This window comes from Stenotrophomonas sp. NPDC047960 (assembly GCF_043204395.1).
In the GTDB taxonomy this organism is placed as follows: domain Bacteria; phylum Pseudomonadota; class Gammaproteobacteria; order Xanthomonadales; family Xanthomonadaceae; genus Stenotrophomonas.
This window is the reverse complement of the sequence record NZ_JBIDBX010000001.1, coordinates 867908-888769: the sequence shown is the minus strand read 5'-3', so window position 1 is coordinate 888769 and position 20862 is coordinate 867908. Positions and strand designations below refer to the sequence as shown.

At 67.3% G+C, this 20862-nt stretch carries 16 protein-coding genes; 6 read left to right on the top strand and 10 right to left on the bottom strand.

Translation table 11 applies throughout. The features are described 5' to 3' along the window. Positions 1-22: 22 nt before the first annotated feature. On the top strand, positions 23-553 hold the full coding sequence (locus tag ACGFZ3_RS04270) for a GNAT family N-acetyltransferase (protein ID WP_392916821.1): 531 nt from the start codon (positions 23-25) through the stop codon (positions 551-553). Next, positions 546-1781 (top strand): TraB/GumN family protein, encoded by a 1236-nt coding sequence (locus ACGFZ3_RS04265; RefSeq protein WP_392916818.1) that lies wholly within the window; start codon positions 546-548, stop codon positions 1779-1781. The genes ACGFZ3_RS04270 and ACGFZ3_RS04265 overlap by 8 nt, the downstream gene beginning before the upstream one ends. Before the next feature lie 135 nt (positions 1782-1916). On the opposite strand, the gene ACGFZ3_RS04260 is transcribed toward ACGFZ3_RS04265, so the two are convergent. From ACGFZ3_RS04260 to ACGFZ3_RS04250, 3 genes are read right to left on the bottom strand one after another with little or no spacing between them, the layout of a single operon-like run. Beyond that, positions 1917-5012, bottom strand: a complete 3096-nt coding sequence (locus tag ACGFZ3_RS04260; protein ID WP_392916815.1) for an efflux RND transporter permease subunit — start codon at positions 5010-5012, stop codon at positions 1917-1919. Continuing rightward, positions 5009-8524 (bottom strand): efflux RND transporter permease subunit, encoded by a 3516-nt coding sequence (locus ACGFZ3_RS04255; RefSeq protein WP_392916812.1) that lies wholly within the window; start codon positions 8522-8524, stop codon positions 5009-5011. Before ACGFZ3_RS04255 ends, ACGFZ3_RS04260 begins: the two co-directional genes overlap by 4 nt. Further along, entirely contained in the window at positions 8521-9669 is a 1149-nt protein-coding gene (locus ACGFZ3_RS04250) for an efflux RND transporter periplasmic adaptor subunit (RefSeq protein WP_392916809.1), read from the bottom strand. The genes ACGFZ3_RS04255 and ACGFZ3_RS04250 overlap by 4 nt, the downstream gene beginning before the upstream one ends. 206 nt (positions 9670-9875) lie before the next feature. Between ACGFZ3_RS04250 and ACGFZ3_RS04245 the strand changes: the two genes are divergently transcribed. Together ACGFZ3_RS04245 and ACGFZ3_RS04240 are read left to right on the top strand one after the other, a co-directional pair. Further along, entirely contained in the window at positions 9876-10271 is a 396-nt protein-coding gene (locus tag ACGFZ3_RS04245; RefSeq protein WP_392916806.1) for a c-type cytochrome, read from the top strand. 8 nt (positions 10272-10279) lie between these two features. After that, positions 10280-10741, top strand: a complete 462-nt coding sequence (locus ACGFZ3_RS04240; protein WP_320458534.1) for a cytochrome c — start codon at positions 10280-10282, stop codon at positions 10739-10741. A 45-nt stretch (positions 10742-10786) separates the two neighbouring features. On the opposite strand, the gene abc-f is transcribed toward ACGFZ3_RS04240, so the two are convergent. Both abc-f and ACGFZ3_RS04230 read right to left on the bottom strand, forming a co-directional pair. Then, positions 10787-12682: a ribosomal protection-like ABC-F family protein gene (gene abc-f / locus ACGFZ3_RS04235; RefSeq protein WP_392916802.1), complete on the bottom strand. Its 1896-nt coding sequence runs from the start codon at positions 12680-12682 to the stop codon at positions 10787-10789. Positions 12683-12718: 36 nt separating this feature from the next. Then, positions 12719-13621: a LysR family transcriptional regulator gene (locus ACGFZ3_RS04230; RefSeq protein WP_392916799.1), complete on the bottom strand. Its 903-nt coding sequence runs from the start codon at positions 13619-13621 to the stop codon at positions 12719-12721. A gap of 114 nt (positions 13622-13735) precedes the next feature. Here ACGFZ3_RS04230 and ACGFZ3_RS04225 point away from each other — a divergent pair, with 114 nt between their 5' ends. Continuing rightward, entirely contained in the window at positions 13736-14800 is a 1065-nt protein-coding gene (locus tag ACGFZ3_RS04225; RefSeq protein ID WP_392916796.1) for a YeiH family protein, read from the top strand. A 143-nt stretch (positions 14801-14943) separates the two neighbouring features. Then, positions 14944-16320, top strand: a complete 1377-nt coding sequence (dbpA, locus tag ACGFZ3_RS04220; protein WP_392916793.1) for an ATP-dependent RNA helicase DbpA — start codon at positions 14944-14946, stop codon at positions 16318-16320. 32 nt (positions 16321-16352) lie between these two features. Here dbpA and ACGFZ3_RS04215 read toward each other — a convergent pair whose 3' ends face one another. From ACGFZ3_RS04215 to ACGFZ3_RS04195, 5 genes are all read right to left on the bottom strand, one after another. Continuing rightward, complete coding sequence (locus ACGFZ3_RS04215) at positions 16353-16889, bottom strand: adenine phosphoribosyltransferase (protein ID WP_392916790.1); 537 nt, start codon at positions 16887-16889, stop codon at positions 16353-16355. A 40-nt stretch (positions 16890-16929) separates the two neighbouring features. After that, positions 16930-18495, bottom strand: a complete 1566-nt coding sequence (locus tag ACGFZ3_RS04210) for a YdiU family protein (RefSeq protein ID WP_392916787.1) — start codon at positions 18493-18495, stop codon at positions 16930-16932. Between the two features lie 37 nt (positions 18496-18532). Next, a complete protein-coding gene (locus ACGFZ3_RS04205; protein ID WP_392916784.1) occupies positions 18533-19225 on the bottom strand; it encodes a glutathione S-transferase family protein in 693 nt (230 codons plus the stop codon). A gap of 101 nt (positions 19226-19326) precedes the next feature. Further along, positions 19327-19536 (bottom strand): cold-shock protein, encoded by a 210-nt coding sequence (locus ACGFZ3_RS04200; protein ID WP_068851222.1) that lies wholly within the window; start codon positions 19534-19536, stop codon positions 19327-19329. Positions 19537-19943: 407 nt separating this feature from the next. Next, positions 19944-20834, bottom strand: coding sequence for a pseudouridine synthase (locus tag ACGFZ3_RS04195; protein WP_392916778.1), 891 nt, complete (start codon positions 20832-20834; stop codon positions 19944-19946). Positions 20835-20862 lie beyond the last annotated feature (28 nt).

Below are 20862 nucleotides of genomic sequence, written 5' to 3'. Positions count from 1 at the left end.
CTTCCCACAGGAACCCTGCCCCGTGACCGTGCTGCTGCGCGACGCCACCGATGCCGACATTGCGGCCATCACCGCCATCTATGCGGTCGAAGTGACCGACTTCGTCAACACCTATGAGTATGACGTTCCGGATGCGGCCGAGATGCAGCGGCGCATGCACGACATCGTCGCACGCGGTTTCCCGTACATCGTCGCCGAGGTTGATGGCCAGGTGGCCGGCTATGCCTACGCCAACACCTACCGTGGGCGCATCGCCTACCAGTGGACGGTTGAAAACTCCGTCTACGTCGATGCCGCATTCCAGGGCAAAGGTGTCGGTACCGCACTGATGCAGGGCCTCATCGACGCCTGCGTCGCGCGTGGCTACCGGCAGATGGTGGCGGTGATCGGCGAACCGACCAACACCGCATCGATCAAGCTGCACGAACGCTTCGGCTTCCACCTTGTCGGCATTTTCCGTGGCCTGGGCCGCAAGCATGGGCGCTGGCTGGATACGGTGCAGATGCAGCGCGCGCTCGGCGACGGTGTCGACAGCGCCCCTTCGAATGAATGATGAAATGACTCAAAACCTGATGGACGACAACGGCGACACCCTGTTCGCCGGCCAACCCGTGCGCGTGGTCGAGCGCGACGGCGTGCGCTACACCCTGCTGGGCACCGCGCACGTCTCGCAGGCCAGCGTGGAGGCGGTGGAACGGGCCATCAACAGCGGCCGCTTCGATGCGGTCGCGGTGGAGCTGGATCCGCAGCGCCTGCAGGCGCTGACCAATCCCGATGCATTGGCCAAGCTGGACCTGGTCGAAGTGATCCGCAAGGGCCGCGTGGCGCTGTTCGCCGCCAACCTCGCCCTGGCTGCCTACCAGCGGCGGCTGGCCGAGCAGTTGGGCATCGAGCCCGGTGCCGAGCTCAAGCGCGCGGTCGGACTGGCCAACGCGCAGAACCTGCCGGTGCACCTGATCGACCGCGAAGTCGGCCTGACCTTCAAGCGCGCGTCGCAGCGACTGGGCTTCTTCGGCAAGATCAAGCTGGTCATGGGCCTGGGTGCCGGGCTGTTCGCCTCCGACGACGTTGGCGAAGACGAGATCGAGAAGCTCAAGCAGGGTGACATGCTGGAAGCCAGCTTCGGCGAGTTCGCCAGTGAAAGCCCGGCACTGTACGAAACCATCATCGGCGAGCGCGACCGCTACATGGCCACCCGCCTGCGCGAAGTGCACGACCCGGCGCAGCGCGAAGTGCTGGCCGTGGTCGGCGCGGGCCACCTGGCCGGGCTGGCGAAGTATCTGGAATCGGACACCGACGCGCCCGGCCCGCTGCGCGCGTCGCTGGAAGACGTACCGAAGAAGCGCAACATCCCGTGGATCACGCTGACCATCCTGGCGGTGGTACTGGCCGGTATTGCCGTGGGCTTCTATCGCGGTGGACTGGGCGTGGGCACCGAGCTGCTCGCGGTGTGGGCGATGTACACCGGCGGCTTGGCCGGGTTGGGCTGCCTGCTGGCCGGCAGCCATCCGCTGAGCATCCTCACCGCGATCGTGGTCGCACCGTTCAAGCCGTTCCGCCTGAGCATCCCGACCGGCGCCTTTGCTGCACTGGTCGAGGCGCGCCTGCGCAAGCCGGCGTACGAGGATTTCCTCAAGCTGCGCGATGACGCGCAGAGCTTGCGCGGCTGGTACCGCAACCGCGTCACCCGGGTGGTGCTGACCTTCATGCTGACCAACCTGGGCAGCATGCTGGGACTATGGCTGACCGGCTTCCAGGTGTGGAACAAGGTCGGCGGCTGACCCCGCGCACCGACCAACGGTCGTTACCTACCGCCGGCACCCATCGGCGGTTATCAATCCGACGACACCCCTGGCAGCTAGGTATCGACCGTTGGTCGATACGGAAAGGGCCACGCATTGCGTGGCCCTTTCCGTTCATGCCGGCTCGATCACCGCGCCGCTGCCCTTGGGTGGCAGTCCCCTTGCCCGCCGCACGATACGTGCCACGCTGATGCTCATGTCGTCGAGCATCGCGTAGATGGTCGGCAGGAACAGCAGGCTGACCACGGTCGAGAAGGCCAGGCCGCCGGCAATGGCGCGCGCCATCGGGTAATACGGCGGCCCATCGCCCAACAGCTGGGTGTCGGTGAGCGAGATGGGGATCATCGCCAGGATCGCCGTGCCCATCGTCATCATGATCGGGCGCAGGCGCTCGCGCGAACCCTCCACCAGCGCCTGGGTGCGGGCCAGGCCGCGCCGGCGCAGGTTGTTGATGTGCTCGATCATCACGATGCCGTTGTTCACCACTACCCCCATCAGCACCAGGATGCCGATGAAGGACATGATGCCGAACGAGGTACCGGTGAGCCAGAACAGCCAGAACACCCCGAAAATCGAGAACAACACCCCGCTCATGATGGCGGCCGGGAACAGCAGCGATTCGAACACCGCCGCCATCACCACGTAGATCATCACCAGCGCGATGATCAGGTTGAACAGCATCTGCTGCATGGCCTCGTTGTCGTCACCGAAGTCGCCGCCGTCGAAGGTGAAGGTGTAGCCGGCCGGGAAGCTCATCGGCTTGAGCGTCTCCTCCATCGCCTTGCGGCCTTCCGGTGCGGTCACCTTCTCGGCCAGGTTGGCCTTGATGGTCAACGTGGTCTGGCGGTTGGTACGGCCCACGCGGGTGGCGGATGGCTTGATGCTGACCTCGACCAGGCTCAGCAGCGGAACCGAGCGACCGTCGCCGGTGCGGACGGTGAAGCTGGCCAGGTCTTCCGGGCTGCTCTGTTCGGCGCCGGCAAAGCGCACCCACACCGGCACTTCGCTGTCACCGCGACGGAACTCGCGCAGCGGTGCACCGCGCAGCGCGAGGCCGACGAAGCTGGCAACCTGCTCGGCATTGAAGCCGAACGCGGCGGCCCGTTCGCGGTCCACATGGATGGACAGCTCACTGCCCTTCTCGCCATTGTCGATGCGCACATCGCGCAGTTCCTTGCGCTGGGCCAGCAACGGCACCACGTCTTCGCCGATCTCCTGCAGCATCTGGGTCGAATCACCCACCAGCTGCACTTCCACGCCCTTGCTGCCACCGCCACCGCCGCCGTCGCCGCCCTGGTTGCCAACGATGTAGTCGGCCCGCGCCGAACGCGGCAGCCCCTTGCGCAGCGATTCCTGCACGGCGGCCATGTTGCCGGCGTGCTTGGCATCCAGAGTCACGATGGTGCTGCTGCCCTCCTGCTCGCTGTACCAGGAATACACCTGGGTGATGTGCAGCTTCTCGCGGTTCTGGTCCAGGTACTGCTCCACCCGCAGGATCTCGTCGGACATCTGCGCGCGGGTGAAGGCGCCCTTCCAGTTGTAGCCGATGAACACATCGGTGCCGCCTTCGCCGCCGAACATGTCGATCTTGGTCAGCTTCATCGGCACCAGGCTGACCAGCACCACCATGATGATGCCGAACACGCTCCAGCCACGGTGTTCCAGCGTCCATTGCAGCAGCTGGGCGTAACGGCGCTGCAGGCGGGCGATCACGCCCGTCTGCGAGTGCACCAGCTTGGGCGTCTGCATGCGTGCGGACAGCATCGGGATCAGGCTCACCGCCACCAGCCACGAGGCCATCAGCGAGACCGAGATGGTGATCGCGATCTGCGCCATGAAGATGCTGATGTTGTTGGTTTCGCCGAACAGGTTGGGTACGAACACGATGCAATGGCACAGCGTGCCGGCGCTGAGCGCGATGGCCACGTTGCGGGTGCCGATGATCGAGGCCTGCACCGGCTGGTCGGGCATGCGCTCGCGTTCCTGGTAGATGCTCTCCACCACCACCACCGCGTTGTCCACCAGCATGCCGACTGCCAGCAGCAGGCCCATCATGGTCAGGATGTTGAGGGTGACGCCGACGAAGTACATGAAACCGAGGGTGATCACGAAACAGATCGGGATCGCCAGGGTCACCATCAGCGTCGACGGCCAATGGCGCAGGAAGAAGAACAGCACCGTCACCGACAGCAGCAGGCCGACCGCGCCGGCTTCGGCCAGCTCCAGCAGCGAGGACGTCACCGTCTTGCCCTGGTTGTCGATGACCTTGATGTTCACATCGCGCATCGACGGCTGCCGGCGGATGGCTTCCACCTCCGCCAGCGCGCCACGCGAGACTTCCACCAGGTTGGCGCTGCGCTCCTTGTAGATGTCCAGGCCCACCGCCGGGTTGCCATCCAGGCGGCGGCCATAGTTCATCCGCGCAGCCTTGAGCCGCACGTCGGCAATGTCGCCAAGCCGCAGGCCCTTGGTGTCGATGACCAGGTCGCGCAGTTCCTGCAGGTCGGTGATCTCGCCGACCGGCTGGATCCGTACCCGCTGGCCGTTGTCGTCGATCTGTCCGGCCGAGATCGAGAAATTGAGCGTGCGCAGGCGGTCGCTGAGCTCGTTGATGCTCAGGTTGTGCGCGGTCAGTCGATCGGCATCGATTGCGATTTCCACTTCATTCGGCGGCGCGCCGGAGATTTCTACCCGGGCCACGCCGGGAATGCGTTCGATCCGCCGCTTGAACTCGCGGTCGAGCATGTCGTACGCACCGGTCAGGTCCGACGCGCTGGCCAGCCGCACCTTCAGCACCGGCTCATCGCTGCTGGACCACTTGAACACGTTGTAGCGCTGCAGGTCATCGGGCAGGTCGCTCCGGATCGCATCAATGCGCTCGCGCGCGTCCGAGGCGGCGATGGCGATGTCGCGGTCCCAGTCGGTGAACTCGATGAAGATGCTGGCCCCTTCAGCCGTGGCCTGGGAGCGCATGCGCTTGATCCCGGTCATCGTGGCCAGCGCTTCTTCTGTCGGCCGGATGATGGTGCGTTCCACTTCTTCCGGGGTCGAGCCCGTGTATGGCACCTGCACGAACAGGAACGGTGCGGAGATGTCCGGCAGCGCCTCCAGCGGCAACCGGAACGAGGCGATCAGGCCCACCACCACCAGTGAGACGAAGCACATGATGGTGGTGATGGGGCGGCGGATGGAGAACTCGGCAATGCTCATGCCGGCTCCTGGGCCGCACCGCCGGCGATGGTGGAATCGGGCGCGCTGCGGTGATGATGGCGGCCGCGCTCGCGGTAATAGGCATCGCCACGGCGGTCAAGCAGGTCGTACACCACCGGGATCACCAGCAGGGTGAGCAGCGTGGACACCAGCAGGCCGCCGATCACGGTGATCGCCATTGGTGCGCGCACTTCGGCGCCCTCGCCCATCGCCACCGCCAGCGGCAGGAAGCCGAACAGGGTGCACAACGTGGTCATGATGATCGGGCGCAGGCGTGAACGCGCCCCTTCGACCAGCGCCTCATGCTTGGCCACGCCGGCCTCGCGCAGCTGGTTGACCTTGTCGATCAGGATGATCGCGTTCTTGGTTACCAGTCCCACCAGCAGGATCAGGCCGATGAACACCACCACCGAGATCGGCTTGCCGGTGAGCATCAGCGCCAGGATCGCACCGACCAGCGCCAGTGGAATGGTGAACAGGATGACGAACGGGTGCAGCAGCGATTCGAACTGCGAGGCCATCACCAGGTAGACCAGGAAGATCGCCAGGCCGAAGGCGAAGATCAGCGAGCGCGCCGATTCGGCAAGCTCCTCGCCCTGCCCGCCGATGTGCATGCTGACGCCGGCACCCAGCGGGTCGTTGGCCACCATGTCCTGCACTTCGCGCACCGCGCCGCCCAGGTCGATGTCGCGCAGGTTGGCCGACACCACCGCCACGCGGGTCTGGTCGGCGCGGTGGATCTCGCTGGGGCCATTGGTGGCGACCACCTCGGCCACCGCGTCCAGCGTCACCGGGCGCGTGCTGCCCGGGTTGACGATCAACCGGCGGATGCTCTCCACGCTGGCGCGGTCACCTTCCTGGGCGCGCACCAGCACGTCGATCTTGCGGTCACGGAAGCTGTAGCGCGTGGCCACGTCGCCGCGCACCTTCTTGACCACCACGTCGGCGATCTGCCGCGTGGTCAGGCCCAGCGCACCGGCGCGTTCCTGGTCGAAGCGGATCTGGATTTCCGGGAAGCCCTCTTCCACGGTCGACTTCACGTCGGCGTAGTGCGGGTTGCTGCGCAACCGCGCGGCCAGCGCCTGCCCGGCACGTTCCAGAGTGGTCATGTCCTGCCCGCGCAGCTCCACTTCCAGCGGCGTGGAGAAGCTGAACAATGCCGGCCGCGCGAAGTCGACCTGCACGCCCGGGTGCCCCTGCATGGAAGCGCGCAGGCGCTCGGTGATGGCGGCCTCGGTGCGGGCACTGCCCCCATCGGCCATCACCACGGTGAGCTTGCCGATGTTCTCGCCGCTCTCGGTCGGGCTGGCATCCAGCCGCGTCCCGCTGCCGCTCACGCCATACAGCGAGGTGATGCTGTCGTCCTTGGCGTGGGCCAGCTGCAGCTCGCGCACCAGCGCGTCGGTCTGCTTCAGCGGCGTGCCGGCCGGCAGCTTGGCGGTCATTTCAAAACGGTCCTGGGCCAGCTGCGGAATCAGGTCCGCGCCCAGCATCGGCACCAGCGCCAGCGTGGCCACGAACGCCAGGGCCGCCATGCCCAGCACCTTGCCCGGGTGGGCCAGCGCGTTCGGCAGCAGGCGCAGGTAACCGCGCTCGGCACCGGCGTACGGCTTCATGGCCAGGTCGCTGGCCTTGCGCATCACGGGGCCGATCACCGCCACCAGCAGGCGCCACACGCGCACGATGGCCCACGCGATGCCGAACACGCTCCAGCGCACCAGCGTGCCGAAACCACGGCGACTGCCGGCCACCGGCTTGAGCCAGCGGCGCTGCGGCTGCCACGCGGCATGCGCCGGCTCTTCCGGGAACGCCAGCGGCGGGCGGCCCTTGAGCGAGCTCAGCATCGGGATCAGGGTCATCGCCACCAGCAGCGAGATCGCGATGGCGATCGCCACGGTCAGCGCCTGGTCGCGGAACAACTGGCCGGCGATGCCGTCGACGAACACCAGCGGCAGGAACACCGCGATCGTGGTCAAGGTCGAGGCGACCACGGCCATGCTCACTTCGCGGGTGCCGGTGATGGCCGCCTGCAGGATGCCCAGGCCGCGCTCGCGCGCCTTGGCGATGCTTTCCAGCACCACGATGGAATCGTCCACCACCAGGCCGGTGGCCAGCGCCAGCCCGCCCAGCGACATCACGTTCAAGCTCAGCCCAAGCTGGCCCATGAAGAAGAACGTGGTGATGATCGAGACCGGCAGCGACAGGCTGATCACGAACGTGCTCCAGCCATCGCGCAGGAACAGGAAGATGATCAGGATGGCCAGCAGGCCGCCGATCACCGCGTCCTTCTTGACGTCGCTGATGGCGTGCTCGATGAAGCGCGACTGGTCTTCGATGGTGGTCAGTTCGGCATCACCGGGAATCTGCGCCTTGATCTGCTCCAGCTTCGCGCGCAGTGCTTCGGCGGTGGCCACCGTGTTGGCATCGCCTTCCTTGTAGATGGCCAGTTCAACCGCTTCGCGGCCGCCCAGGCGGATGATCGCTTCGCGTTCCTTGAAGCCCTGACGCACCGTCGCCACGTCCTTGAGGCGCACCGGCACGCCGTTGGCCACTGTGGTGGAGCTGCTGCTGGAAGCGCTCTGCGCTGCCGACGCGGCGGCGACCGCCGCGTCCGAACCGGTCGAGGCGGCAATGGCGAACATCTGCTGCATGGCCGCGTCGGCGGCGCTGCCGTTGCTGCCCTGGGTGGTCACCAGCAGGTTGCGGATATCTTCCAGGTCCGCGAACTGGTTGACGGTACGCACCAGGAAGCGCTGCGAGCCTTCTTCCAGACGGCCGCCGGAAATGTTGATGTTCTCTTCCTTCAGCCGCTTGATGACGGTGTCGATCGGCAGGTTGAGCTGGGCCAGCTTCTGCTGGTCGATGTCGACCTGGATTTCGTCCTCCAGGCCACCGCCCACCTTCACCGCCGCCACCCCGGCCACCGGTTCGAGCTTCTTCTTCAGGTCCTCGTCGGCATAGCGGCGCAGCGCGGTGAGCTGGCGCACGGCGTCGGCATCGCTGGCCGGGTCGTCCTTGGCCGCGATCACCAGCCGCATGATCGGCGCGGTGGACGGATTGAAGCGCAGCAGCACCGGGGCCTTGGCCTCCAATGGCAGGTTCAGCGCTTCCATCTTGTCGCGCACCTCCAGGCTGGCCTGGTCCATGTTGGTGCCCCAGGCGAACTCCAGCACCACATCGCTCTGCCCGGTGCGCGAGATCGACTTCAGCTTGCGCAGGTTCTTGACCACGCCCACCGCCTCTTCGACCGGTTCGGTGATCAGCGTTTCGATTTCAGTCGGTGCCGCGCCGGTGTACTCGGTGCGCACGGTCAACGTGGGATAGCTCAGGTCCGGCAGCAGGTTGACCTTGAGGTTCCCCAGCGCGATCAGACCAAACAGCACCAGGGTAATCATGAACATGAAAATGGTGACGCGGCGACGGGTGGCGAATTCCACCAGGCCGCCGCCGGGCGCAGCCGGACCTTCACCCGGGTGCGGTTCGTTGCCGTGATCGTGGCCGGCCGAACTCATTGACGGGTCTCCGCCTTGGCCGGGGCGGCCTTGCTGGCCACCGCGGTGGCCGGCTTGTCGCCGATCACCTGCACGGCGGTGCCGTCGCGCAGGGCCACCTTGCCGGCCGTCACCACTTTGTCACCCTCGGCCAGGCCATCGCGGATCTCCACCCATGGGCCTTCGGCGTAGCCCAGCTTGACCGGCACGCGGGCGACCTTGCCCTCGCGCACGCGGAACACCGCCGGGTCACCGTCGTCGAGCAGCGCCAGGCGCGGCACCACCAGCGCGTCGGCGCGCTGGTCATAGTCGATGCGGATGCGCCCGAACATGCCCGGCTGCAGGCCGGCGGCGTCTTCGCCGAAGCCGCTGACCACGCGGAAGGTGCCGCTGCCGGCGTCGACCACCGGGGAAATACGGTCCACGGTGCCGGGGAAGGATTTACCCGGCAGCGCATCGGCCACCAGGGTCACCGGCTGCCCGGCACGCAGCGTGGCCAGCTCGCGCTCGGGCACGTTGAGCGTGGCTTCGAGCCGCGAGTTGTCGACGATGCGGAAGATCGGCGTGTTGATCTGCACGAAGTTGCCGGTCTTGATCGAGCGCGATGCGATCACGCCGGAGATCGGCGCCACCACCGTGGTGTAGGACAGCTCAAGCGTCGCCAGGCGGTACTGTGCGCGGGCGTTTTCCAGGTCGAAGCGCAACTGGTCGACGTCGGCGGCGCTGACCATCTGCTGGCCCACCAGTTTCTGGGCGCGCTGGAAGCTGTTCTCCAGCTTGCGCATCTGCGCTTCGCTCTGCGCCACGGCCAGGCGCGCACGGTCCGGGTCCAGTCGCACCAATGGCTGTCCGGCGCGGACCTGCTGGCCTTCCTCGACCATCACGGCCAGGGCAACGCCCGAAGTTTTTGCCACCACCTGCGATTCGGCGCGCGCTTCCAGCGCGGCAGTGCCGGTGTAGCTGGCGGCAACCGCACGACGACTGGCGGCCACGGCCTCCACCGGAACGGCATCGGGGGCTTTTTCAGCCTTGGGGTCCTTTTCGGATGCTGCGGCATCGCCGGCGGGGCCACCCGCACCGCAACCGCCCAGCAGCAGGGTCGTAGTGATCAGCAGCGCCGCGGCGCAGGTTCCGGTGCGGCCGGGCAGAAAAGAGATTCGCAACATCGTCGTGTCCCTGAAGGATGCGTGGGCAGGTGTGGTAGCAAAGTAATGCACCACGTCACGACAACACCATATCCCAAAGGTCATGGTGACCTGCGTCCACTCGTCGGCATTGCCCGGTTTCAGCTAGATGAAAACGCAGGCTATACTCGGGACAGTTCCGTACCCCACGCCGGAACGACCAGAACCCGTATACCGGAAACGACATCATGCGCCCGCAGCCGCTCGCCGCTTGTCTTGCTCTGGCCGTCCTCCTGCCCTTCGGGGTTGCCGTCCAGGCCACACCTGCTCCTGCCGTACCCGCGCCACCCGCCGCTGCCCCGGCAGCCGCGCCCGCCGCCCCGCCTGCCCTGACCGGCAGCTTCGACAATGGCCGCGTGCTGGCCTACACCTGCCAGGGGTGCCACGGCATCACCGGCTACAAGAACGCGTATCCCAGCTACCGGGTGCCCAAGATCGGTGGGCAGACCCAGCAGTACCTCAGCCAGGCGCTGAGCGAGTACCGCGAGGGCAAGCGCCGGCATCCCACGATGCAGGCGCAGTCCATGAGTTTCTCTGAACAGGAGATCGCCGATCTCGCTGTTTACCTGTCCACCGTCAAATAAGCGCGCTCATGACGAAAGCCACGCCCTTCAAGCGTCACGCCATCGCCCTGTCCGTTGCCCTGCTGCTGGCTGCCTGTTCGCAGTCGCAGGTGGAAAACAGCGCAGATTCCGCCGCCGACCCGGGCCACGCCAGTGGCGAGCACGGGTCAGGGTCCTCCGCCGGCCTGCCCGCCGGCCGCATCGCCGCCGGTGAAGCGCGGGCCAAGGTCAAGGGCAAGGCGACCGGGCAGAGCTGCATCGACTGCCACGGCGCCGACGGCAACCAGCCGATCGACCCGACCTACCCGAAGCTGGGTGGGCAATATGGCGACTACCTGGCCCACGCCCTGCAGGCGTACAGGGCCGGGGACCGCCAGCATCCGCTGATGACCGGACAGGCGACCGACCTGAGTGATCAGGATATTGCCGACCTGGCTGCGTATTTCGGTTCGCGGCCGAGCCAGCTCAGGGACCTGCACGGGGTCAAGTGAGGGTGATCGGGGCCGGCACCGCGCAGCGGTGCGGCCCCGCATTCCTCAGGCGTCCAGTTCTTCCCACCGCGCGTATGCCGCATCCAGTTCGGCCTGCACGGCAGCCAGCTTCTGGGTGTGGGCGGCCATGTCGGCGGCGCTGCGCTGGTAGAACGCCGGGTCGTTCATCGCGGCGGTCAGGCCTTCGACGTCCTTCTCCAGTGATTCGATCTTCAGCGGCAGCTGTTCCAGTTCGCGCGCATCCTTGTAGCTGAGCTTGCGCTTGGGCGCTGCCGGTGCGGCGCTGGCCGCAGGCGCCGGTGTCGTGGCGGCCCGCGGCGCGGCAACCGCGGCCGGCCCGGCGGCAGCGGCCGCTTCCACGCGCGCTGCATGACGCTGCCAGTCGGTGTAGCCGCCCACGTACTCGCCGACCACGCCGTCGCCTTCCATCACCATCGTGGAGGTCACCACATTGTCGAGGAAGTCGCGGTCATGGCTGACCAGCAGCAGCGTGCCGGTGTAATCGCCGAGCAGCTCTTCAAGCAGCTCCAGCGTTTCCACGTCGAGATCGTTGGTCGGTTCGTCCATCACCAGCAGGTTGGACGGCTGCGCGAACAGCTTGGCCAGCAGCAGCCGGTTGCGCTCGCCGCCGGACAGCCGGGTGATCGGCGCGCGCGCACGCTCGGGCGTGAACAGGAAGTCCTGCAGGTACGCATGCACGTGCTTGCGCTTGCCGTTGACCTCGAGGAAATCGCGGCCTTCGGCCACGTTCTCGATCGCGGTCCAGTCCTCGCGCAGCACCGATCGGTACTGGTCGAAGTACGCAATCTGCAGGTTGGTACCGGCGCGCACTTCGCCGCTGTCCGGCGCCAGGTCGCCCAGCAGCAGCTTCAGCAGTGTGGTCTTGCCGCTGCCATTGGGACCGATCAGACCGATCCGGTCGCCGCGCAGGACGGTGGTACTGAAGTCCTTGACCATCACCCGCTCGCCGAACGCGAACGAAATATCCTTGACGTCGATGACCTTCTTGCCGGAATTCTCCGCCTGGGAGGCTTCCATGCGCACGTTGCCGCCAAGTTCGCGGCGCTGCGACCGTTCGCTGCGCATCGCCTTAAGGCGGCGCACGCGGCCTTCGTCGCGGGTTCGGCGGGCCTTGATGCCCTGGCGGATCCAGACTTCCTCCTGCGCCAGCATCTTGTCAAAGCGGGCGTTTTCCTGCGCCTGCGCGTTCAAGCGCTCTTCGCGGCGGCGCTCGTAGTTGGCCCAGTCGCCCGGCCAGCTGGTGACCTGCCCGCGGTCGATCTCGACGATGCGGGTGGCCAGCGCACGCAGGAAGCGGCGGTCATGGGTGACAAACACCACGCTGCCGTTCCAGTTCTTGAGGAACATTTCCAGCCAGTCGATGGCTTCAATGTCCAGGTGGTTGGTCGGTTCGTCGAGCAGCAGAAGGTCCGGCGCGGACACCAGCGCGCGGCCGAGCAGTACGCGGCGCTTCATGCCGCCGGACAGGCGCGCGAATTCGGCATCGCCATCCAGGTCGAGCTTGGTCAGCGTTTCGCTTACCCGCTGGTCCAGGCCCCAGCCGTTGGCGGCATCGATCTTGGCCTGCACCGCCGACAGCGCATCGCCGTCGAACTCGTCAGCCACGCTCAGATGGTGGAATTCGGCCAGCCACTGGCCCAGCTCGCCCAGGCCATCGGCGACCACGTCGAACACGCTGCCGGCCGCGCCGTGCGGCACTTCCTGCTCCAGCCGGGTGATGCGCACCCCCTGCTGCACGCGCACTTCTCCGTCGTCGGGCTTGTGGTCGCCGGACAGCAGCTTGAGCAGAGTGGATTTGCCGGCGCCGTTGCGGCCGATCAGGGCGATGCGTTCGCCCGGCTCGATCGACAGTTCGGCTTTTTCCAGCAACAGCGGGCCGCCGACGCTGAAGTCGACGTTTTGCAGAGTAATCAGAGGCATCCGGCCATTGTACGGGCTGGCGGCGTGCGGCGTCGCTCAGGCGGACGCGAAAGCCGACGCGGGCAACCCCAGCAGCGCGGCCAGTTCCGCCGGCACCCGCTTGCCCGGGTGCCGCACCACCCAGAGCTGGCGCGACAGGGGCGGCAGCGGGGTCTGCAGGATCCGCAGGCTGCCCAGCGCAACCAGATCGGCCACCGCATGCTGCGACAGGCAGGCCAGGCCCAGCCCCGCCGCCGCCGCCTGCTTGATCGCCTCGGTGCTGCCCAGCTGCATGGCGCGACCAAAGCGGTGCAGGTGCGGCAGCAGGGCCTGTTCGACCGCCTCGCGGGTGCCCGAACCGGCTTCGCGCAGCAGCCAGCGCGCAGCGGCCAGGGCCGCCAGATCCATCGCATCGGGCCACGGCGAGGCTGCGGCGGACACGATCACCAGCGCATCGCGCTGCCAGGGCAGTACATCGAGGCCGCTTTCATGGCACGGCCCCTCGATCAGGCCGAGGTCCACGTCCAGCCGCTGCACGGCGGCCACGACATCGGCACTGTTGCCAACCCGCAGGTCCACCTGGGACTGCGGGTTGGCCGCCAGCAGGCGGGCCACCCGCGCGGGGAGCAGATAGTTGCCGATGGTGCTGCTCGCGCCGATCCGCAGCTGCAGCGGAGGCGTGCCGGACGCGCGTGCCTGCCCGGCTCCGGCCTGCCGTTCCAGCTCCCTCGCCGCCACCAGCAGCGCGCGGGCCGGGTCGAGCAGCGCGCGTCCGGTGGCGTTGAGCACCAGCCGCCGCCCGATCCGGTCAAACAGCGGTGCGGGAAGCTGCCCCTCGAGTTCGTTGAGGGCGGCGCTGGTGGCCGACTGCGACAGTTGGAGCTGGGCGCCCGCCGCAGCGGTGGATCCGGCATCGGCCACGCTCACGAAAACCTGCCATTGGCGCAGCGTCAGGCGCATTGCGGATTAACCTTTTTCATAGGTTGATTTCATGCAAACAATGCGTTTTACCAGTTGAACGGTCAAGGGCACGCTGTAGCCCTGTTTCGACGAGAGCGAACCGTGACCATCTCAATGGCAAACGCCCCTGCCCCGAGTGCATTCCAACGCTGGCGCAGCCGGCTGCCGGGCCTGCTGCTGACCGCCAGCCTGGCGGCAGCTGCCATCGGCCTGTCCTCAGTGCCATGGCTGCAGGCGCACGGCATCAGCGCGCTGACCCTGGCCATCGTGCTGGGCATCGCACTGGGTAACACCGTGTACCCGCACCTTGCGGCATCGTCGGCAGGTGGTGTGGGCTTCGCCAAGCACTGGCTGCTGCGCGCCGGCATCGTCCTGTACGGCACGCGCCTGACCTTCCAGGACATCGGCCAGGTCGGCGCAGGCGGCGTGCTGATTGACGCACTGGTACTGATCAGCACCTTCGGGCTGGCGTGGTGGGCCGGCACCCGCTGGTTGGGGATCGACTGCGGTACCGCGATGCTGATCGGCGCCGGCAGCGCGGTCTGCGGGGCGGCGGCGGTGATGGCCGCCGAGCCGGTGGTACGCGGCCGCGCTGAACAGGCCACCGTGGCGGTGTCGACCGTGGTGGTGTTCGGCACGCTGGCGATGTTCCTGTATCCGGCGCTGTACCAGCTCAATCTGGTCCATGCCTGGCTGCCGCTGGGCGAGCAGGCATACGGGGTATTCACCGGTTCGACAGTGCATGAAGTGGCCCAGGTGGTGGCGGCCGGGCGCGCGGTCAGCGAGGGCGCCGCCGATACCGCCGTGATCGCCAAGATGGTGCGTGTGATGATGCTGGCTCCGTTCCTGGTGGCGCTGTCGCTGCTGCTTGCCCGTGGCCGTGGGACGCAGCCCGACGCGGCGCGGGCGAAGATCGTGGTGCCCTGGTTTGCGTTCGGGTTCGTGGCGGTGGCGGGCATCAACTCGCTGCACCTGCTGCCGCCCGCCGTGGTCAGCACTGCCATCGATCTGGATACCGTGCTGCTGGCCATGGCGATGTCCGCGCTGGGCCTGACCACCCACGTATCCGCACTGCGCCGGGCGGGGCCGAAGCCACTGCTGTTGGCACTGCTGCTGTTCGCCTGGCTGCTGGGCGGTGGGTTGGCGATCAACCTGACGGTTCAGCGGCTGATCGGCTAGGCACGACCAACGGTCGTGCCCTACCCCGACGGCTGGAATGTCGCAGATACCATCGAACGTGGCGGCGGCGATCCCGAGCAATCCGGCAGGCCTCGACCGTTGGTCGTGGCGGCGCCGGGCCGGCGCAGCGGGTAGAATGCGGCATGAACGAATTCTCCGAACTGCCCCTGTCGGCCTCGCTGGCGGCGGGCATCGACGCGCTGGGCTATACCCAGATGACTCCCGTGCAGGCGCAGGCGCTGCCGGCCATCCTCGCCCGTCGCGACCTGATCGCCCAGGCGCCTACCGGCAGCGGCAAGACCGCCGCCTTCGGGCTGGGCCTGCTGCAGGCGCTGGACCCGGCGGTGATCCGCGCGCAGGCGCTGGTGCTGTGCCCCACCCGCGAACTGGCCGACCAGGTCGGCAAGCAGATCCGCAAGCTGGCCACCGGCATTCCCAATCTCAAGCTGGTGGTGCTGACCGGCGGCATGCCGCTGGCGCCACAGCTGGCGTCGCTGGAAGCGCACGACCCGCACGTGGTGGTCGGCACGCCCGGCCGCATCCAGGAACTGGGCCGCAAGCGCGCCCTGAAGCTGGGCGGGGTGACCACCCTGGTACTGGACGAAGCCGACCGCATGCTCGACATGGGCTTTGAAGAACCGATCCGCGAAATCGCCGGGCGCACCAGCAAGGACCGCCAGACGTTGCTGTTCTCGGCCACGTATCCCGACGAGATCCGCGAGATCGCACGCGTGCTGCTGCGCGACCCGGTTGAAGTGACCGTCGAAGGCGCCGACCACGCCCCGGCGATCCGCCATCTGTTCTGCGAAGTGGACCTGGCCAGCAAGCAGAAGGCGCTCGCCGGGCTGCTGCTGAAGTACACGCCGGAATCGACCGTGGTGTTCTGCAACACCCGCCGCGACGTGGATGACGTGGCCGTCTCGCTGCAGCAGTTCGGTTTCTCCGCGTTGCCGCTGCATGGCGAAATGGAACAGCGCGACCGTGACGAGGTGCTGGTGCGCTTCGCCAACCGCAGCTGCAACGTGCTGGTGGCCAGCGACGTGGCCGCGCGCGGGCTGGACGTGCAGGACCTGGCGGCGGTGATCAATTACGAGCTGCCCACCGACATTGAAACCTACGAACACCGCGTGGGCCGCACGGGTCGCGCTGGTGCCACCGGGCTGGCGATCAGCCTGGTGACCCACCGCGAGCGCAACCGCGCCGACGCACTGGAAGCCGCGCAGGGCAAGCCGCTGGACTGGCAGAAGACCCCGCTGGCCACGGCACGCCCGGCGGTACTGCCGCAGGCGGCGATGGAAACGCTGCGCATCGACGGCGGCAAGACCGACAAGCTGCGTCCGGGCGACATCCTGGGGGCCTTGACCGGCGAGGCCGGGCTGTCAGCCAAGGTGATCGGCAAGATCGACATCTACGCCACCCGTTCCTACGTGGCGATCGCCCGCGAACACGTGGGCAAGGCGATCGCCCGGCTGGAAGCCGGCAAGATCAAGGGCCGGCGTTTCCGCGTGCGCAGGATGTAATCGTAGGGACACGCCATGCGTGTCCTGCGTGGTCAATACACCAGGTTCGCGACCAGCGGCACATCGCTGGTCCAGCGTTCGCGGCCGCCCAGGCCGCCCAGTTCGACCAGCACGGCGGCGCCAAGCACCTCGACCTGCAGCTGCCTGGCCAGCGACAGCGCTGCCAGCAGCGTGCCACCCGTCGCCAATACGTCGTCCACCACCAGCACGCGCGCGCCGGGCGGCAGCGCATCGGCGTGCACTTCGATGCTGTCGGTGCGGTATTCCAGCGTGTAGTCCTGCTTCAGCGTGCGACCGGGCAGCTTGCCCGGCTTGCGCACCGGCACGAAGCCCACCTCCAGCACGCGGGCCATCGCCGCGCCGAGGATGAAGCCGCGCGATTCGGTGCCCATCACCGCATCCAGCCGTGCCTCGCGCCACGGCGCCACCATCGCATCAATGGCGGCGGCGAAATCATCACCGTCGGCCAGCAGCGGCATGATGTCCTTGAACAGGATGCCCGGCTTGGGGAAATCAGCGACGTCGCGCAGGCGGCGGGCCCAAGCTGGCGTGGCGGGAAGATCGGTCATGGCGGGAGACAACAACTGGGTGGCATAGGGTAACCCGGCCTCATGAACTGCAGGACAGCATCGAGCAGCCGGCCTTGTCGCGCGCCCAGTCCGGCCGCTTGGCCGCGTAGTGCTCACGCCCGGGTTGCATCTCATAGGGCCGACGCAGGACCTCCTGCAGCGTGTGCACGCCACTGAGGTCGCCCTGCTCCGCCAGCTCGATGGCTTCCTGCGCCAGCCAGTTGCGCAGCACGTACAGCGGATTGGCCGCGGCCATCCGCTGCCGCCGCTGCACGGGCTCGAGCGGATCGGCCCGCAGCCTGGCCGCATACCGGTGCAGCCACTGCTCGACGGCGGGCAGCACGGCCTCACGCCGTGCCTCGCTGTAGAACGCCTCTTCCAGTGCGGCGAGCCGGGGCGCCTGTGGATCGAGGTCGATCAGGCCACGGAACGCGAGCGTCATGTCCATCTCGCCCTCGTGCAGGAGCGTCAGCCAGTCAGCCATCAACGCCAGGTCCGCATCCTGGCACTGGGCGAGGCCCAGCTTGGCGGCAATGTCGTCACGCTCGCAGCGCGCATTTACGGACTGGAAACGCGCCAGCCCTTCGTGCAGCGGGGCCACGTCCTCGAACAGCGGCGACAGCGCCTGCGCCAGCCGGGTCAGGTTCCAGTACGCCACCTGCGGCTGGGTGCCGAAGCGGTAACGGCGGCCCTGCGCATCGGTGGTGTTGGGGGTCCAGTCGGGATCGTAATTGTCCATCCAGCCATACGGGCCGTAATCGATGGTAAGGCCGAGGATGGACAGGTTGTCGGTGTTCATCACCCCGTGCACGAAGCCGACCCGCATCCAGTGCGCCACCAGCACTGCCGTGCGCTCGCAGACCTGCGCGAACCAGTCGCCATATCGTGTTTCACCCGCATCGCCCAGCTCGGGGAAGTCGCGCGCGATGCACACATCCACCAGTTGCCGCAGCAACGCCACGTCACCGCGCGACGCCGGCAGCTCGAAGCTGCCAAAGCGCAGGAACGAGGGGGCCACCCGGCACACCACCGCGCCCGGTTCCGCTTCGGGATGCCCGTCGTAGAACATGTCGCGTACCACGCTGTCACCCGTAGCCACCAGGCTGAGCGCGCGTGTGGTCGGCACGCCCAGGTGATGCATTGCTTCGCTGCAGAGGAATTCGCGGATCGACGAGCGCAGCACGGCACGACCGTCGGCCCCGCGCGAATAAGGTGTGCGCCCTGCCCCTTTCAGCTGCAGCTCCCAGCGCCCACCCTCCGGCGCCAGCAGCTCGCCCAGTGAAATGGCGCGGCCGTCGCCCAGCTGGCCGGCCCAGTGCCCGAACTGGTGCCCGCCATAGTTGGCAGCCCAGGGCTGCATGCCTTCATAGAGGGCATTGCCGCCGAACACGCGGGCGAAATCCGGACTCTCCAGCAGATCCTGGCCCAGACCCAACTGCTCCGCGAGGCCAGGCGAGTACGCCAGCAGCGTCGGCGCGGCCACCGGCGTGGGCATCACCGCCGACCACGCCGCGCCGCGCACCTCGCGCACGCGGGGGCCGGTTTCGTCGTCGCCGGGCAGGTCGCGGATGAATCGGTTATCGAAGCGCAGCGGTTCAGTGCTCATCACGACAAGGTGGGGGCACCAGCACGCCCCTGCAAGCTCAAGCCGCGCCGGCGCCCAGGTCGAGCGGACCACCGCGCTCCACGGCGCGCTGGAACGCGGGGCGCTGTGCGATCCGGGCCAGGAAAGCCTGCAGTTTCGGGTAGCGCTCCATGCCGCCCGCGCGCGAGGCTGCGGCCTGGATCGGGAAGCTCATCTGGATGTCGGCGGCAGTAAAGCGCTCGCCGGCGAACCAGGGCGAGCTGCCCAGTTCGCGCTCCATCCAGTCCAGGTGCAGCTTGAGCTGCGGGCCTACGAAGCCCTTCATCACCTTGTCGGCGATTCCGCGCGCGATCGGCTTGGCAAAAAACGGCATCGGCGCCTTGCGCACGCGCGCGAACACCAGGCTCATCAGCAAGGGCGGCATCGCCGACCCTTCGGCGTAATGCATCCAGTAGCGGTAGCGCACGCGCTCGGCGGCCTGCGCCGGCATCGGCTCGGGCGACAGCTGGCGGCCACTGTCGTAGCGGTCGGCGAGGTATTCCAGGATCGCGCCGGATTCGGCCAGGACCAGGGCATCGTCCTGCAGTACCGGCGATTTGCCGAGCGGATGGATGTCGCGCAGCGCCTGCGGCGCCAGCCAGGTTTTCGGGTCGCGCTGGTAGGTAACCAGCTGGTACGGCAGGTTCAGCTCTTCAAGCATCCACAGCACGCGCTGGGAGCGCGAGTGGTCCAGATGGTGCACCTTGATCATCGTCAGGTCCGCAGGGGGCAAACGCCCATGCTACCCGCAATGAAAAACGCCGGAAGCTTTCGCTTCCGGCGTTCTTGGCACCTTGCGGTGGCAGGAGCCTGTTAGGCGGCCTGCACCTGGTCAGCCTGCATGCCCTTCTGGCCCTGCACGGCGACGAAGGTCACCTTCTGGCCTTCCTGCAGCGACTTGAAGCCGGTGCCCTGGATGGCGCGGAAGTGCACGAACAGGTCCGGGCCGCTTTCCGGGGTGATGAAGCCGAAGCCCTTGGCATCGTTGAACCACTTGACGGTACCGCTCTGACGATCAGACATGTAACTAACTCCTGAAACATAAGTTGAAATAATCGCGGCCACCGGATTTCCGGAGCCGAGACTGAGTTGCAGGCGTTGGTAAAGCGGATCGATGAGCGGATCGTGAGATCAACCGCATCAGGCCACGATTCACGGTGACCCTAGCAAACACAGTGTGGGGGACGATACGCGTCTTTTACCGAAAAAGCGATAGCTGGGTTATTCAGCCGCCTCCCCCCTCCCGCCTGACAGGACAAGGGATTGGCAAATCCTACACGAATTTCGTCGCCCCATTCATGTTTTTCCTGCCTTAATTGCAGCAAAACGGGTGCCCGTCTGGCGCTAAGGAAGCGGGCGTGGCGGCCGTAAAGCTGCGCCCTGCCTGTATCTCCTGGCTCCGGCTCCGCATCACCATGCGGAGCGCGGCGCTACGGCAGCAGCGTCAACCGGCTTGTGAACCGTCTGGATTCCCCGGTGAGCGGATCGGTGAACGCCAGGGCGCTTGCCAGCAGGCGAAGCGGGGGTTGTGCTGCGCCCTGTCCGGAGCTGCTCAGGTCCGGATACAGATCATCGCCCCGGATCGGCGCCCCCAGTGCCGCCATATGGACCCGCAGCTGGTGCTTGCGGCCAGTCTCGGGGTACAGGCGATAGCGCCACCACGGCCCGTCTCTTTCGATCACCTCGATCCGGGTGCGCGCATTTGGCTCGCCCGGGGCTTCGGCCACGCGGAAGAACGGCTCGCCCGGCACCACACGGCTGTGCCGCTCCAGCGGGAAGGCAAGTCCAGGCAGCCCCGGCGCGATGGCCTCATAGGTCTTCACGATGCGCCGCTCACGGAACAGCCGCTGGTACGCATCGCGCGTCTCAGGGCGTGTAGAGAACAGCACCAGACCTGCCGTCAACCGGTCCAATCGATGCAATGGCACCAGGTCGGGGTTGCCGGTCCGGGCCACCAGACGCGCCAGCAGGGTCTGCTGCACGTACCCGCCGGCCGGGGTCACCGGCAGGAAATGCGGCTTGTCCGCCACCAGCAGGTGCGCGTCGACATGCACGATCGCCTCCTGAAACGGAATCACCGGCTCGTCTGCCACCTCGCGGAAGTAGTGGATTTCCAGCCCCACCTGCCAGGGGTGGTCGGCCGGCAGCGCCCTGCCCTGCGTATCGCGCACCCGTCCGCGGGCGAACCGGTCTTGCCATTGGCTACGGTCGATGCGCGGAAACCGCGCGCACAGCCCATCCAGCAGGCAGCGCCAGTCGCCCGGCGGCAACTGCAGGCGGCTGGCGGCAACGTGGCCGGCAATCGGATCGGACGGGTGCATATCCCACGCATTATCATGGTGCTCTTTG

Coding starts and splice junctions, on each gene's coding strand:
- ACGFZ3_RS04265 (WP_392916818.1), top strand. CDS start 546: ATGAATGATGAAATGACTCAAAACCTGATGGACGACAACGGCGACACC.
- ACGFZ3_RS04260 (WP_392916815.1), bottom strand. CDS start 5,012: ATGAGCATTGCCGAGTTCTCCATCCGCCGCCCCATCACCACCATCATG.
- ACGFZ3_RS04255 (WP_392916812.1), bottom strand. CDS start 8,524: ATGAGTTCGGCCGGCCACGATCACGGCAACGAACCGCACCCGGGTGAA.
- ACGFZ3_RS04250 (WP_392916809.1), bottom strand. CDS start 9,669: ATGTTGCGAATCTCTTTTCTGCCCGGCCGCACCGGAACCTGCGCCGCG.
- ACGFZ3_RS04245 (WP_392916806.1), top strand. CDS start 9,876: ATGCGCCCGCAGCCGCTCGCCGCTTGTCTTGCTCTGGCCGTCCTCCTG.
- ACGFZ3_RS04240 (WP_320458534.1), top strand. CDS start 10,280: ATGACGAAAGCCACGCCCTTCAAGCGTCACGCCATCGCCCTGTCCGTT.
- abc-f (WP_392916802.1), bottom strand. CDS start 12,682: ATGCCTCTGATTACTCTGCAAAACGTCGACTTCAGCGTCGGCGGCCCG.
- ACGFZ3_RS04230 (WP_392916799.1), bottom strand. CDS start 13,621: ATGCGCCTGACGCTGCGCCAATGGCAGGTTTTCGTGAGCGTGGCCGAT.
- ACGFZ3_RS04225 (WP_392916796.1), top strand. CDS start 13,736: ATGGCAAACGCCCCTGCCCCGAGTGCATTCCAACGCTGGCGCAGCCGG.
- dbpA (WP_392916793.1), top strand. CDS start 14,944: ATGAACGAATTCTCCGAACTGCCCCTGTCGGCCTCGCTGGCGGCGGGC.
- ACGFZ3_RS04215 (WP_392916790.1), bottom strand. CDS start 16,889: ATGACCGATCTTCCCGCCACGCCAGCTTGGGCCCGCCGCCTGCGCGAC.
- ACGFZ3_RS04210 (WP_392916787.1), bottom strand. CDS start 18,495: ATGAGCACTGAACCGCTGCGCTTCGATAACCGATTCATCCGCGACCTG.
- ACGFZ3_RS04205 (WP_392916784.1), bottom strand. CDS start 19,225: ATGATCAAGGTGCACCATCTGGACCACTCGCGCTCCCAGCGCGTGCTG.
- ACGFZ3_RS04200 (WP_068851222.1), bottom strand. CDS start 19,536: ATGTCTGATCGTCAGAGCGGTACCGTCAAGTGGTTCAACGATGCCAAG.
- ACGFZ3_RS04195 (WP_392916778.1), bottom strand. CDS start 20,834: ATGCACCCGTCCGATCCGATTGCCGGCCACGTTGCCGCCAGCCGCCTG.